13 protein-coding genes are annotated in these 13,816 nt (G+C 64.0%); 1 reads left to right on the forward strand and 12 read right to left on the reverse strand.

From position 1 onward, the window contains the following. Positions 1–16 precede the first annotated feature (16 nt). The 10 genes from ACZ0AI_RS13520 to ACZ0AI_RS13565 all read right to left on the reverse strand — a co-directional run bounded on the left by ACZ0AI_RS13520 (position 17) and on the right by ACZ0AI_RS13565 (position 10,799). Entirely contained in the window at positions 17–784 is a 768-nt protein-coding gene (locus ACZ0AI_RS13520; protein ID WP_463562341.1) for an ABC transporter ATP-binding protein, read from the reverse strand. Beyond that, on the reverse strand, positions 781–1,830 hold the full coding sequence (locus ACZ0AI_RS13525) for a FecCD family ABC transporter permease (RefSeq protein ID WP_463562342.1): 1,050 nt from the start codon (positions 1,828–1,830) through the stop codon (positions 781–783). Before ACZ0AI_RS13525 ends, ACZ0AI_RS13520 begins: the two co-directional genes overlap by 4 nt. Further along, positions 1,827–2,957, reverse strand: a complete 1,131-nt coding sequence (locus ACZ0AI_RS13530) for an ABC transporter substrate-binding protein (protein ID WP_463562343.1) — start codon at positions 2,955–2,957, stop codon at positions 1,827–1,829. The genes ACZ0AI_RS13525 and ACZ0AI_RS13530 overlap by 4 nt, the downstream gene beginning before the upstream one ends. After that, a complete protein-coding gene (locus tag ACZ0AI_RS13535) occupies positions 2,957–4,912 on the reverse strand; it encodes a TonB-dependent receptor domain-containing protein (RefSeq protein WP_463562344.1) in 1,956 nt (651 codons plus the stop codon). Before ACZ0AI_RS13535 ends, ACZ0AI_RS13530 begins: the two co-directional genes overlap by 1 nt. Before the next feature lie 90 nt (positions 4,913–5,002). Next, on the reverse strand, positions 5,003–6,343 hold the full coding sequence (locus tag ACZ0AI_RS13540; protein WP_463562345.1) for a sensor histidine kinase: 1,341 nt from the start codon (positions 6,341–6,343) through the stop codon (positions 5,003–5,005). Continuing rightward, entirely contained in the window at positions 6,340–7,038 is a 699-nt protein-coding gene (locus ACZ0AI_RS13545) for a response regulator (RefSeq protein ID WP_463562346.1), read from the reverse strand. Before ACZ0AI_RS13545 ends, ACZ0AI_RS13540 begins: the two co-directional genes overlap by 4 nt. 319 nt (positions 7,039–7,357) lie before the next feature. Next, positions 7,358–8,512 (reverse strand): ABC transporter ATP-binding protein, encoded by a 1,155-nt coding sequence (locus tag ACZ0AI_RS13550; protein ID WP_463562347.1) that lies wholly within the window; start codon positions 8,510–8,512, stop codon positions 7,358–7,360. 10 nt (positions 8,513–8,522) lie between these two features. Next, positions 8,523–9,182, reverse strand: coding sequence for an ABC transporter permease (locus ACZ0AI_RS13555; RefSeq protein WP_463562348.1), 660 nt, complete (start codon positions 9,180–9,182; stop codon positions 8,523–8,525). A 1-nt stretch (position 9,183) separates the two neighbouring features. Next, entirely contained in the window at positions 9,184–10,074 is an 891-nt protein-coding gene (locus ACZ0AI_RS13560; RefSeq protein ID WP_463562349.1) for a glycine betaine ABC transporter substrate-binding protein, read from the reverse strand. Between the two features lie 11 nt (positions 10,075–10,085). Then, positions 10,086–10,799, reverse strand: a complete 714-nt coding sequence (locus ACZ0AI_RS13565) for an ABC transporter permease (protein WP_463562350.1) — start codon at positions 10,797–10,799, stop codon at positions 10,086–10,088. A 306-nt stretch (positions 10,800–11,105) separates the two neighbouring features. Between ACZ0AI_RS13565 and ACZ0AI_RS13570 the strand changes: the two genes are divergently transcribed. Further along, the gene (locus ACZ0AI_RS13570) at positions 11,106–12,380 is read left to right on the forward strand and encodes a cation:proton antiporter (protein ID WP_463562351.1); all 1,275 of its coding nucleotides are present in this window, start codon (positions 11,106–11,108) and stop codon (positions 12,378–12,380) included. Between the two features lie 45 nt (positions 12,381–12,425). Here the strand turns inward: ACZ0AI_RS13570 and ACZ0AI_RS13575 are convergent, their stop codons facing one another. Continuing rightward, positions 12,426–13,070 carry a retropepsin-like aspartic protease family protein gene (locus ACZ0AI_RS13575; RefSeq protein ID WP_463562352.1) on the reverse strand — a complete coding sequence of 215 codons (645 nt, stop codon included), beginning with the start codon at positions 13,068–13,070 and terminating at the stop codon, positions 12,426–12,428. A 15-nt stretch (positions 13,071–13,085) separates the two neighbouring features. Next, complete coding sequence (locus tag ACZ0AI_RS13580) at positions 13,086–13,811, reverse strand: ABC transporter substrate-binding protein (protein ID WP_463562353.1); 726 nt, start codon at positions 13,809–13,811, stop codon at positions 13,086–13,088. Between the last annotated feature and the right edge of the window lie 5 nt (positions 13,812–13,816).

Raw genomic sequence — 13,816 nt, forward strand, 5'->3', positions numbered from 1 at the left:
TGGTTGAAGCGGAGCCTTAAACGGTTACCGCTCGATCCGCCAGCACCAGCGGCCAGCCGGCGGAGCAACGCTCGATACGCGCCTCGACGCCATATGCCAGCCGTAGCCAGTCGGGATCCAGTACTTGATCTGCCGTGCCCAGCCGATAGTGGCCGCCGGGCGCCAGCAACAGCAGGCGATCACAATGGCGCAGCGCCAGGTTGAGGTCATGGCAGGCGACCAGGGCGATGCAGCCTTGCTCCTGAGTGAGTTCACGTACCACCTGCAACACCCGCAACTGCCAGCGCAGATCCAGGGCGCTGGTCGGCTCGTCGAGCAATAACAGACGTGGCTCGCTGACCAGCACCTGGGCCAGGCCGACCAACTGGCGCTGCCCGCCGGACAGCTCACTGAGGCGCCGCAACGCCAGCGACTCGATGCCCAGCCGTGACAGCACGGCGGAAATGCGAGCGTCCGTATCCCCTGCTGCGCCGCGAGCCCGGCAAGCGCCCTGCAGCAGTTCATAAGCCAGCAGCGAGGTCGCCTGGGGCAGATGCTGCGGCAGATAGCCGACGCGCGCGCTCTGTCGCCAGGGCGCAATACCGAGCAGCGCCTTGTCTCCCAACAGCGCCTCTCCTGTCGCCTTGTGCATGCCCGCCAGGGCTCGGATCAGGGTCGACTTGCCCACCCCGTTCGGCCCCAGCACCGCCACCATGGCGCCGGGTTCGATAGGCTCCAGACTCAGGTTTTCCAGCACCAGTCGCTTGCCGTGAGCCAAGCGCAGATCGCGAATCAGCAGGCTCATCCACTCACGCTCCGCCCACGGGCCAGGATCAACGCCACGAACAGCGGCACCCCGACCACTGCGGTCACCAGGCCGACCGGCAAGATGACGCCGGGCAGCAAGGCGCGGCTGGCCAGCGATGCCAGCGACAGCAGCAAGGCGCCGGCAAGGGCGCTGCCGGGCAGGAAGAAGCGGTGATCCTCCCCGAGCAGCAGGCGCGCTACATGGGGGCCGACCAGGCCGACAAAGCCCACTTCACCAACGAACGCCGTCGCCACCCCGGTCAGCAGGCTGACCCGTAACAGCGCCAGCGCGCGCAGGCGCTCGACACGAATACCGAGGCTGCGCGCCTGCTCCTCCCCTGCTCGCAAGGTGGTCATCGCCCAGGCCTGACTCATGGCCCACAACAGGCACAGCGACAGCACCCCGGCAACCAGCGCGACCCGCTGCAGATCGGCACGCGCCAGGCTGCCGAGCGTCCAGAAGACGATCTGCTGCAAGGCATCGGCGCTGGCTAGAAACTGCAACATGCCGACCAGCGCATTAAGCCCGAACAACAGAGCGATCCCGAACAGCACCAGGGTGTGCAGCGCGGGGCCGAGCAGGCGCGCCATCAGCAGCAACAGCAGGCAAGCAAGCAAGGCGCAAACGAACGCCGCCAGCGGCAACAGCACCTGCTGCCCCAGGCTGCCAAGCGACGGGCTGAACACGATGACCAGCGATGCGCCCAGCGTCGCGGCGGCGCCAACGCCTAGGGTGAAAGGGCTGGCCAGGGAGTTGTTCAAGGCGGTCTGCATTTCCGCGCCGGCCAGCCCGAGGCTGGCACCGACCACCAGGGCCATCAACGCGTACGGTACGCGTACTTCATGAATGATCACCCACTGCGCAGGCGCCAGATTTTCCGGCTGCAGCAACCCCTGCAGCACCTGCCACCAGCCGAGGCCCGCCGGGCCGGTGGCCAGGTCGCTGATGAAGGACGCGCCCAGTAGCAGGGTCAGAATCCCCAGGCAGATCACCCGGCGCCAGGCCAGTCGCCGATAACCACGGCGCAGTTCGCCAGCACTCACAGGCTGATCCAGTAGGTGCCCTGCAGCGGCACCGGCTGAAACTCGGCGTACAACTGCGCGAGCGTGGCTTGAGGGTCGAGGTCGACGAATACGTCGGGATACAGCCAGCGGGCGAATACCTGCACCGCCACCACATTGAAGGGGCTGTTGTAGAAACCGTGCCAGATGGCATGGGTCTGCCCATTGCGGATCGCCGCCAGGTGGCGGATGCCGCCCTTGCTGACCAACCGCTGCAACGACTCACGGGCCGGCTCGGCTTGCACGCCAGGCCCCAGGGCAATGTAGGGCGCGCCCTCGGCCAGGCTGTTCGCCGAACCCACCGCGCTGGCCACGTAATGATCCACCGGCTGGCTGAGCAGCAATTCGAGACTCAACACACCGGCATGCCCCGGCAGATAGTCCGTTGCCAGGCTACGGCCACCGGCTGCTTCCAGCAGGCCGGCGAGCATGCCGCGCGCCATGCTTTCGCAGCAGCCATCGCCCAGCCCGGCTCGGCTATGCAGAAACACCTGGGGGCCGGGCGGGCCTGGCAATTCATCGCTCACCGCAGCAAGTGCCCTGGCGTGGGCCGCGACGAATGCCTCTGCACGCGCTTCGCGCCCCAGAGCACGGCCCAGCAGGCGGATACTCAGCGGCGTATTGATCAGCGGCTGCTCACGGAAATCGACGAACAACACCGCGACGCCAGCACGCTGCAACTGCTCGGTAAGACGCTGCTGGTGGCTGCCGGGGCCATGGCCGGACAGGCTGAAGATCGCCAGATCCGGCGCCAGGCTCAGCACCTGTTCCAGGCTGAAGGTATCGGCCGAGCCCTGGCCAATGCGCGGCACCTGCTGCAACGCCGGAAAGGCTTCGCGGTACTGCCGGTCGGTGCCGGGATCGATCAGCGCCAGGTCAGCCGGCATACCCACCAGACGGTCGAGCACCTGCTGGCCCTCGAGAATCCCCAGCACCGGCAACAGGCGCCCCTCGCCGAGGACGATGCGCTGCACCTGCGCGGGCACTTCGACCTGACGCCCGGCGATATCGGTGAGCACCTGCCCGGCGTTAGCCAAGGTGGACTGCAGTGCCAGCAAGATGAGCAAAACGCCCGGCATCACACCGGGCGCACGGATCGACCAACCCATCAGATACGCAGCGCCACACCGAGGCGCACTTCACGACCTGGCTCGTAGGAACCACGAACGCCCTCGAAGTCGGGTATGTGGGTGAAGTCTTCGTTGCTGGCGTGATCCAGGTACTGCTTGTCGAACAGGTTCTTCAGGGTCAGGGTCAAGGTCAGGCGATCCGCCGCCAGCGGCAGCCACTCCGCGTACAGGTCATGCACGCCATACCCCGGTTTGCTCACCGTGCCCTCCCCGGTGTGCAACGAGTCGATGCTCTCCACGAAACGGCCCTGCCAGCCAACCGTGAGGTTCTCGGTGGCGCGGTAATCGGCGAAGGTCGTCCAGGTGTCGCCAAGGCTGGTGCCCTGGCCGTTGTGTTCGTAGACGTTCAGGCGGCGGCCATCGAGCCGGGCATTGTTGTGGTGGTAGCTCAGCCCGGCACTCACGCGCTGCCAGTGGTAGGCGGTCTGCAGCAGCACGCCTTCGCTCTTCAGGTCACCGATGTTGCCGTAAACGTTGGGCGCGCCGATGGGGTCGGCGACGGCGTCCTTGATGCGCGTCTCGTAGAGTTTGCCGGACAGCTCCCAGCTGGCCAGCCGATACTCGAAACCGACCTCGCTGGTGCGAGCGCGCTCGGCCTTGGTGTTCGGGTCATTGCGCGAGGAGTCCATCTTGAAGGCATCGCGTACCTGCGGGCCACGCAGGGCACGGGTATGACCGGCGAGTAGGGTCAGCTCGGGGGTCAGCGCATAGCGCGCGCTGAGGTTGGGGCTGACGCCGTCTTCGCGGAAGCGTTGGTCGTCGCGATCATCGAGCTTGTAACGGTCATAGCGCAGGCCGGCGCCGATCTGCAGGCGCTCGGTCAGTTGCAGGCTGTCCTGCACATAGAGGCCGAGGATGCTGCCATCTTCGCTGGTCTCTTCACGATTACCCTCTGGGCCGAGGGTGCCACGGTCGTCGCGATAATCGACGCCGTAGGTCAGCGTGTGACGCCCCAAGTGGCTGGTGTTGCGCATGTCGAAACCGCTGCTGCGTGTGCCGCCGAAGTACAGGCCGAAACGCCCGTCCTGCTGCAGCTCGACTTCGTTATGGAAGGTGGTCAGCTCGACATCGACGAGGTCGTTGTCCAGCGGTTTGAAGGCGTAGTTGAGCGTCCAGGTTTCCCGCTCGCTGCGCATTGGATACAGGCGGTTGAAGCCGCTGGGAATCCACTGCGGGCGCTGGCTACGCTCGCCGTCGTCGGTGCGCTGCTCGTAGCTCAGGCGCAGGGTCTGGGATTCGCTGAGCTTGCCCACCAGCTTGGTGAAGCCGAGCTTTTGCCGCGCGCCGGTGCCCAGCACGTCGTCGTTGTTGCCGTCTTCGTAATCGTTCTGATCCTGATAACTGGCCACCGCCAGCGCCGACCAGCTCTCGTTGAAGCGGCCGTACAGGCTGGTACTGCTTTTGTAGCCTTCGCCGTTGCTGAAGTAACCGCCCTTGACCAACGCGCCAAAGGACTCGCCCTCGCGCAGCAGATCGTCCGGGTCTTTGGTCACGAAACGGATAGAGCCACCCAGCGCACCCGGGCCAGCGGTGGCATCGCCGGTACCGGCCTGCACTTCGGCGCGCTTGAGCAGCTCGGGCTCGATGCCGATGCGACCGGTGTGGTGGAAGGTCTGCCCGGCCTGGCTGGCACCGTCGATGGTGATGTTCAGTTGAGTATCTTCGAAACCGCGCAGGTAGAGCTTCTGGGCGATCCCTGCACCGCCGCCGACGGTGACTTCCGGGTTGCTCTCGAACACGTCCTGCAGATCGTTGGCCTGCAGGCGCTGGATCTGCTCGGCCTCGACGGTTTCAGCGCGCTCGCTGGCCACCGCCGTCACCGAACTGGGTGCCAGCTCCAGCGACGAAGCAGTGCTCTGCGCCTGGGCATTGCCCAGAAAACCGCCGGTGACCAAGGCGCCCAGCAATGACAGTCGATAAGGACAACGGTGCATGAATGATCCCTCCCCAAGAAAGATGCAAATATTTCGTATTTGCAAATTCTTATCGAATATAGCGCTGGGGACGTACAACTTTTACAACTGTTACGACTGGCCGCTCGCCTGCTGCGGCAGGCAGATGGTCATCTGCAGGCCGCCACCCTCTCGATTGCTCGCCCGGATGCTGCCGCCAGTGGCACGAATCTGCCGTTGCGCCAGCGCCAATCCGAGGCCGTAACCGGCACGCTCGCTGCCCGCCCGGAAGAACGGCTGGAAGATCCGCTCCAGCCACTGTTCGTCAACGCCCGGGCCATGATCACGGATCTGCAGTTGCCAGGCCTGCTCATCGGCCTGCAGGTCGACCTCGACCACCCCACCTGGCGGCGTGTGGTCGAGGGCATTGCGCACCACGTTCTCGATGGCCTGCCCCAGCGCGCGATGACTGCTGCCAGCCAGCACCGCCTGCCCCGGCAGATGCGCCAGCAGTTGACGATCCGGGTACTCGAAGCGCGCATCATCGAGAATGCTGTCGAGCAGTTCGGTGAGATCGAGGGTTTCGTCACGCAACTGCGGCCGTTCGTTCTCCAGCCAGCTGAGGGTCAGGGCATCCTCGACCAACTGGCGCATGCCGTTGCAATCGTCACGGATGCGCTCGAGCAGCACGCGGCTGTCGGCGCCCTGCTCGGCCAGGCTGACCGCCATTTCGATGCGGGTCAGCGGCGTACGCAATTCGTGGGACATGTCCGCCAGACGCTGGCGCTGGTCGATGATCAGTTGCCCGGTACGCTCGGCCATGGCGTCGAAGGTATCCGCCAGGCTGGTCAGCTCGTCGTTGCGCGAGCCGAGCAACGAGCGCACCCGTACGTCGTAGCGGCCATCGCTGAACTGCCGCGTGGCCTGTTCGAGTCGCCGTAGCGGCTGCATCAAGTGGCGGTACAGCACCAGGCAGACGATCAGTAGCAGCACCAGCGGCACCACCAGTTGCAACAACAATTTGGCGTAGTGCCAGTTAAGGCCGGGGCGCATGCGCTGGGGCAGCTGGATCAGAAAGCTGGCACTGCGATCACTGAAGGGAATATCCATGATCGGGTTTTCCGCAAAATACAGGTGGATCTTCCAACTGACATCACGGCCCAGGCCGAAACCTTCTTGAAAGCGTGGCGACAGCTCGCCGGCCAGCGGCCGCACCTCGGCTTGCACCACAGCGGCCCAGGTCTGCTCCTGCTGCTGCAACGTATTGAGCCAGCGCTCCAGCGCCTGGTGATCGCCACCGCGATACAGCGACTCGGCCTGTTCGCCATAGTGCCGCAGCGTGCGCTGGTGCTCGGCGTCGATAAAGCTCATGCGCTCTTCGGTCTGCCAGGCGACCCGGGCGATGATCCAGAACAGCCCGACGCTGCCCACGGCGATGACGATGCACAGCTTCCAGAACAGGCGCCGGTTCATTGGAATACGTAACCCCGGCCATGCAGGGTCTGCAGGCGATCCGTCGCCAGGCCCGCCTCTCCCAGCAACCGGCGTATGCGGCTGATGTGCATGTCCAGGCTACGGTCGTAGCTGCTGTAATCGCGTTCCAGCACCGTGCGATACAGGTAGGGCTTGCTGAGCGCTTCACCACGGTGGCTGACCAGATGCCAGAGCACACGAAACTGGATCGGCGTGAGGCTGACCTCGCGCTCGTTGACCGTGACCCGCTGGGCATGACGCTCGAGGCGCAATTCGTCGACCTGCAGTTGCTGCACGTCTGCCGGGCGCACGCTGTCCGTCACCCGGGTACGCCGCAACACGGCATCGATGCGCAGTTGCAGCTCGGTGATGTTGAACGGTTTGGGCAGGTAGTCATCGGCGCCATGGCGCAGGCCACGAATGCGTTCTTCCTCGGCGCCACAGGCAGTCAGCATGATCACCGGCGTCTGCTGGTGCTCACGCAGGCGGCGCAGAACGGAAAAGCCATTGAGATCCGGCAGCAGCACGTCCAGCAGCACCAGATCCGGCGCATCGCTGATCGCCATGCCGAGCCCCGCTTCGCCCAGATGGCTGGAGCTGGTGGCATATCCCTGCCCGCGCAGCAGCTCACCAAGCTGTGCACACAGGGTACGGTCGTCCTCGATGATCAGAATGCGTGCCAGGCTGGCCGACATTGCCGCTCCCAGGGGCCGGGAGCGGCACCCATCAAAGATAATAATTCTCAGATAGATTACGCGAGTTGCGGTCACGAGGTAATGGCATCGTCAGGAGACCAAGCCATTGCAGCTACGCCGCTCGCCGAAACGATGGCAGGCGTACCTTGAGCTTTGCCAAACAGCCGCGATCGCTTCGCCCCGAGGTCGGGGCTCCTACGGAGTTGCGGATGCTCAAGATCCTGTAGGAGCCGCGACCCCGCGGCGAATGATGGGCATACCGTGGTTTCGCGGAGCGGACACGGTCACTGCGCCCCAAGGCAGGGCGCCACCCCCCTGTTTAGACCGCCACCTGCTCAGCCGGCGAGACGATACTGCTCTTGCCGCGCGAGCGCCCGGAGCTGAGGTAGTCGGCGATGGATTCCTGGGTGACTTCGCCGAGGAAGTCGTTGTCGGCGCTGAGCACCGGCAGCCAGGAGCGGTTGAACTCGTACATGCGCGACAGCAGGATGCGCAGGTGTTCGTCGTGGGAGGCGGTGGCGTTGAATGGCTGCAGGAAGGGCTGTACCGAACCGCCCTGCCCGCGCAGGTCACGGCGGCGGATGTAGCCGAGGGCCTTTTTCTGCGCGTCGGTCACCACCAGGTGGCGGCGGTCGTGCTCTTCCATCAGTTCGACGGCATCGGCGACCGCGGTTTCCGGCAACACGGACGGTGCATCGTCGGCGGCGTCTTCGGCACGGATCAGCAGCAGCCGCTTGAGGGTGCTGTCCTGACCGACGAAACCGCTGACGAAGTCGTCTGCCGGATGTGCCAGCAGGGTATCCGGATGATCGAACTGGAGCAGCTTGCCGTCCTTGAAGATGGCGATCTTGTCGCCCAGTTTGATGGCTTCGTCGATGTCGTGGCTGACCATGATCACGGTCTTGTTGAGCGCCCGCTGCATCTGGAAGAACTCGTTCTGGATGGCATCGCGGTTGACCGGGTCGACTGCGCCGAAGGGCTCGTCCATCAGCAGAACCGGTGCATCGGCTGCGAGGGCGCGGATCACGCCGATACGCTGCTGCTGGCCACCGGACAGCTCACGGGGATAGCGCGACAGGTACTGCTTGGGCTCCAGCTGCACCATGCTCATCAGCTCGACTGCACGCTCGTGGCAACGCTTCTTGTCCCAGCCGAGCAGCTTGGGCACCACGGTGATGTTTTCCTCGATGGTCATGTTGGGGAACAGACCGATCTGCTGGATCACGTAGCCGATGTTGCGGCGCAGGGTCACTTCGTCGATGCCGGTGGTGTCTTCGCCGTTGATACGCACGCGCCCGGAGGTCGGTTCGATCAGCCGGTTGATCATCTTCAGGGTTGTGCTCTTGCCGCAACCGGATGGGCCGAGGAACACGCAGATCTGCCCTTCGTCGACGGTCAGGCTGACTTCGTTGACGGCAACGACGTCCTTGCCTTTCTGGTGAAATGTCTTGGTGAGTTTGTCGAGTTCGATCATGTTCGGGTCCTCAGTGGGCGGCTTTCAGGCCACGGGGAGTGAGCGTTTTCTGCAGCCACTGCAAAAACAGGTCGGCAACGATGGCGAGCAGGCTCACCAGCACTGCACCGACGAAAAGGGTGGCCATGTCGCTGCGACTGATGGCCGTGAGAATCAGCACGCCAAGGCCGCCGGCGCCGATGGTCGCGGCGATGGTCATCACTCCGATGTTCATCACCACGGCGGTGCGTACACCGGCCAGGATCACCGGCACGGCGATGGGCAGATCGACCATGCGCAAACGCTGCCAGAAACTCATGCCGATACCTTTACCCGCCTCGCGGATGCCCGGTTCGACGCTGGTCAACGCCAGGTAGGTGTTGCGCAGGATCGGCAGCAGCGAATAGAGGAACACGGCAGTGACGGCCGGCAGCGGGCCGAGGCCCTGACCGAACTGCGAGTAGAACGGCAGCAACAGGCCGAACAGCGCGATGGCCGGCAACGTCAGTACGACGGTAGCGGCGCCCTGCAGCGGCCCGGCAATCCATGGGAAACGGGTCATCAGAATGCCCAGCGGCACGCCGATGATGATCGCCAGGCCGACGGCAATGCCCACCAGGGCGATGTGCTCGCCGGTCAGGCTGGCGACTTGCGCCCAGTCGATGTGCTGGAAAGCGGTCATGAAATCCATATCAACGATCCCCCTCGATCAGTTTCTGTTCACGAAGGAAATCGGCGGCCACCGTAGCAGGCGTCACGCGATCGACATCGACGCGGGCGTTGAGGCGACGCATGGTGGCGTCATCCAGGCTCTCGGCCAGGGGTTTGAGCAGCGCTTCCAATTCGGGGTGTTCCTTCAGGTAGTCGGCATTCACTACCGGAGCGGCGGTGTAGTCCGGGAAGTAACCCTTGTCGTCCTCAAGCAGGCGCAGGCCAAAGGAGTCCAGACGGCCATCGGTGGTGTACACCAGGCCAACGAACACCTGGCCATTGCGCAGTGCGGTGTAGACCAGGCCAGGATCCATCTGGCGAATCTCGTTACGGGTGAAGGTCAGACCGTATTCCTTGACCAGCCCATCGAGGCCGTCGGAGCGGTTGGCGAATTCGATATCCAGTGCCAGCAGGCGATTGCCATCACCCGGCTGCCTGGTGACCGCAGCCAGGTCGCTGATGCTGTTGATATCAGGGTGTTCCTCGGCGACCTTTTCCGGCAGCGCCAGGGCATAGGTATTGTTGAAGCGGGTAGGCGCCAGCCAGATCGCGCCGGTCTTGGCATCCAGCTCCTTGACGCGCTGGTAGGCGGCTTCCTTGTCGAGGCGCTCGGTGACCTTGTTGTAGGCCACCAGCGAAGTGCCGGTGTATTCCCAGGTCAGATCCAGCTGGCCGCTCTTCATGGCGTTCCAGGCGATGGTGCTGCCCAGGTTGCCGACGATGCGCGACTGATAGCCGTGGGGCCGCAGATACTGCGCGGTGAGCTCGGAGAGGATCGCCTGCTCGGTGAACACCTTGGCGCCGATACGGATCTCGGCCGCCTGGCTGGTGGTAGCCAGCAGCAGGCCGAGGCACAGAACTAAAGACTTCATCATGGATTCCTTCAACGGGCCACCCCACGCTCGAACCAGAAACGGCTGACGGCCGCTACCAGGCCGTCGAGCAGCAGTGCCAGCAAGGCAGTGGCTGCCGCGCCGAGAATCAGCAACGGCTGGTTCTCCAGGGCGATGGCCGGGAAGATCAGGCTACCCAGGCTGTTGGCGCCGATCAGGAAGGCCAGTGGCGCGGTACCGACGTTCAGCGCCAGCGCGACGCGCACGCCGCCGACCATGATCGGCACGGCACTCGGCAGTTCGACCTGCCAGAGCACCTGGCCGGGCGTCATGCCAATCCCGGTGGCCGCTTCCTTGAGCGAGCTCGGTACGTTGCGCAGGCCTTCATAGGTGTTGCGCACGATAGGCAGCAACGAGGCGAGAAACAGCGCTAGCACGGCCGGGCCATTGCCGATACCGACGATGGACAGGGCAATCGCCAGCACCGCCAGCGGCGGCACGGTATTGCCCACGTTGAACACCTGCATGAAGCGTTCGGCGCTGTGCTCGCGGCCGGGTCGGCTCAGCAGGATGCCGGCAGGAATGCCCACGGCCAGTGCAGCGAACATCGACATGAACACCAGATACAGATGCGCCTGCAGGTAGTACGCCAGGTCTTCGCGGTGCTCTTCGAACACAGCGGGGGTGATCCAGTGGATCAGCAAGGCCAGTACCGCAACCAGCGCCACCGCGCCCAGCAGCACCTTGCCCAAGCTTTTCAGCATGTTTCGACTCCAATCGACAACGGGCAACAGCCCGTCGAGCTGGCCGAACGCGTTGCGCGCCAGCCGTCAAACACCGGAAGGGAAAATCGCTCGCCAGACGTTCTGCATGCCTCTGCAAATACGCCTCGCAGCCTCCCGGCCCATGTGTACTCGACCCCTCATACGCCGCTACGGTTCAACCCTTTTGCCATCGTTCTGCCATGTACAAACGCCCACTATCGCCACACATCCAGTTACAAGGCAGGTATCATCGGGCCTCCAAGGTATTCGCCGGGATGGCGAACACCAGCCCTCAAAGGAGACCCTGTGCTCGACCTCGTAGCCGCCTTCATCGTCCTCACCACCCTGCTCACCTACGTCAACTATCGCTTCATACGCCTGCCGCCGAGCATCGGTGTGATGGCCACCGCGCTGATCTTTTCGCTGATCGTTCAGGGCCTGAGCCAACTCGGCTACCCGCTGATCGAGATCGAAGCACAGGAAATCATCCGCCGCATCGATTTCTCCGACATCCTCATGACCTGGTTCCTACCGGCACTGCTGTTCGCCGGCGCGCTGCACGTGGACTTGAGCGACCTGCGCAGCTACAAATGGCCCATCGGCCTGCTGGCCACCGTGGGCGTACTGATCGCCACCAGCGTGATCGGCACACTGGCGTTCTACATCTTTGCCCTGTTCGGCTGGCACGTGGACTTCATCTACTGCCTGCTGTTTGGCGCGCTGATCTCACCCACCGACCCGATCGCGGTGATGGGCATCCTCAAGTCGTCGGGCGCGCCGAAGCCGCTGGCGACCACCATCGTGGGCGAGTCGCTGTTCAATGACGGCACCGCTGTCGTGGTGTTCACCATCCTGCTCGGCATTCTGCAACTGGGTAGTACGCCGACGCTGGGCGCCATCAGTTGGCTGTTCATCCACGAAGCGATTGGCGGGTTGCTGCTGGGCGCGGCGATGGGCTACGGCGTGCTGCTGATGATCCGTAGCATCGATCAGTACCAGGTCGAAGTGATGCTGACCCTGGCGCTGGTGTTCGGCGGCGCGGCACTGGCTGCACGGCTGCACGTTTCCGGGCCGATCGCCATGGTGGTGGCCGGTCTGATCATCGGCAACATGGGCCGCAAGCATGCGATGTCGGACGAATCACGCCGCTACGTGGACGGTTTCTGGGAGTTGATCGATGAAATCCTCAATGCCCTGCTGTTCGCCCTGATCGGCCTGGAACTGCTGCTCCTGCCGTTCTCCTGGCTGCACATCATCGCGGCGTTCGTGCTGGGCGGCGCGGTGCTGATGGCCCGCCTGCTGACGGTTGCACCGGCCATTCTGATCATGCGACGCAGTGCTGGCGGGCGCAGGCAGGTGTCACACGGTGCGATCCGCATCCTCACCTGGGGCGGCTTACGCGGTGGCGTCTCGGTGGCCCTGGCGTTGTCGCTGCCGCTGGGTGAGGAACGTGACCTGCTACTGAGCCTAACCTATATCGTCGTGCTCACGTCGATCCTGCTGCAGGGATTGTCCATCGGGCCGTTGGTCAGCCGGCTGTACCGCGACATGCCGAAAGCCGCTACTGACGATCATCACTAGCCGCGTAAGCAAACTGGCGACATACGTGCCGCCAGCTCTTCAGGTCTAAAGACGTGACTCCAACACCAGCAGGTTATTTTCCACCCGCCAGCCAATCCGGTTGAGATAGCTCATGCCAAGCAGTGCCTCCTTCGGCGATGAGCCTTCCAGCACCACGGCTTCAACGCCCAGCACCTGCAGTGCGCCGACACTCACCTTGTCGAGCGTGATGCGCCATCCGCGGGCGGTACCACTCGCAGTATTGACCTGAATCGGCTGCCCGCGCGTGCGGTAGTCGATGCCAAGACGGCGGGCCTGGGTTTCGTTGAGGGCAACAGAAGTAGCACCGGTATCGACCAGAAACTGCTGCGAGCGGCCATTGATCGCGCCCTCAGCCCAGTAATGGCCACCGTTGCTGCGGGCTATACTCAGGGTCTGTTTCTGCGGCTCAACGAAACCGCTGGTGTTGTATTCACGGCTCAGGCTGTAGCTGCGCTCCACGCCGTCGACTCGCAACACGGCGCTGCGGCTGTCGGCGCTCACCACCTGCACGCCCCCAGGCCCACTTTGCCCAACACGCACCAACTTGCGCTGGCCATCGACCGAAATGACTGCAGCGCCCGGGAACAGGCCGACGACCTGCACCTGCGGCGCAGCCAGAGTCAACTGAGCAGCCAACAGGCCTGCTATGCCACAGATCAATCGACGCATCCCTGCCTCTCTTGCCTAATCGAAGGGGTAGTGTTGGCCCCAGCGCTCGAAGACCGGACGCAACGCGTCGTGCTCAACGAGCTCGGCCATGCGCTGGTCATACAGTTTCGCCAGTGCTCGGCCGCGCGGGGTATCGGCAAAGCCGATGTACAACGGTAAACGAATCAGGTCGGTGACCCGGTACTTCGACGGCTCGGAAGCACCCGCAAGCACCTCCTGAACCTCGGGCTGGGCATCGATGTAGTAATCGGCATGATCGTAGGCAAGCATCGGCAGGATGCCGCCACGGCGCAGCAGCTCGTTGTAGTGTTTGAGGCCAGGAATGTAGCGCTGGTACTCGTAACCGCGCATCCACACCAGACGGGAAGCGGAGAGCGCTTTCTGATCTGGCAGGGGCTTGCTGGCCAGACTCAGGGCGCTGATCAAGTCCGAGTCGTAGTGCCAGGTCGGGTACACCACACCGCCGCTGACCTCGTTCTGGTAGGACGCCACCCAGGCATCCGCCTCACCACGCTGCACAAGGCCTACAGAGCGGGTGTAGGGCACGATCTGCATGTCCAGCTTGACCCCGGCGGGCTCGAACACCAGGCGCAGGATGTCCCAGGACAGGCCCGTGCCGTCAGCATTGATGCGATCCACCCAGACATCGCTGGCCATGCGGATGTTCGCGGGCACCTCGCTGCTCGCCTGGGCGCAGACGCTCAACGACAACAGTAAAGCCAGCCAGAAACCGTGAATCATCGCAC

The organism is Pseudomonas sp. AC355 (genome assembly GCF_979258205.1).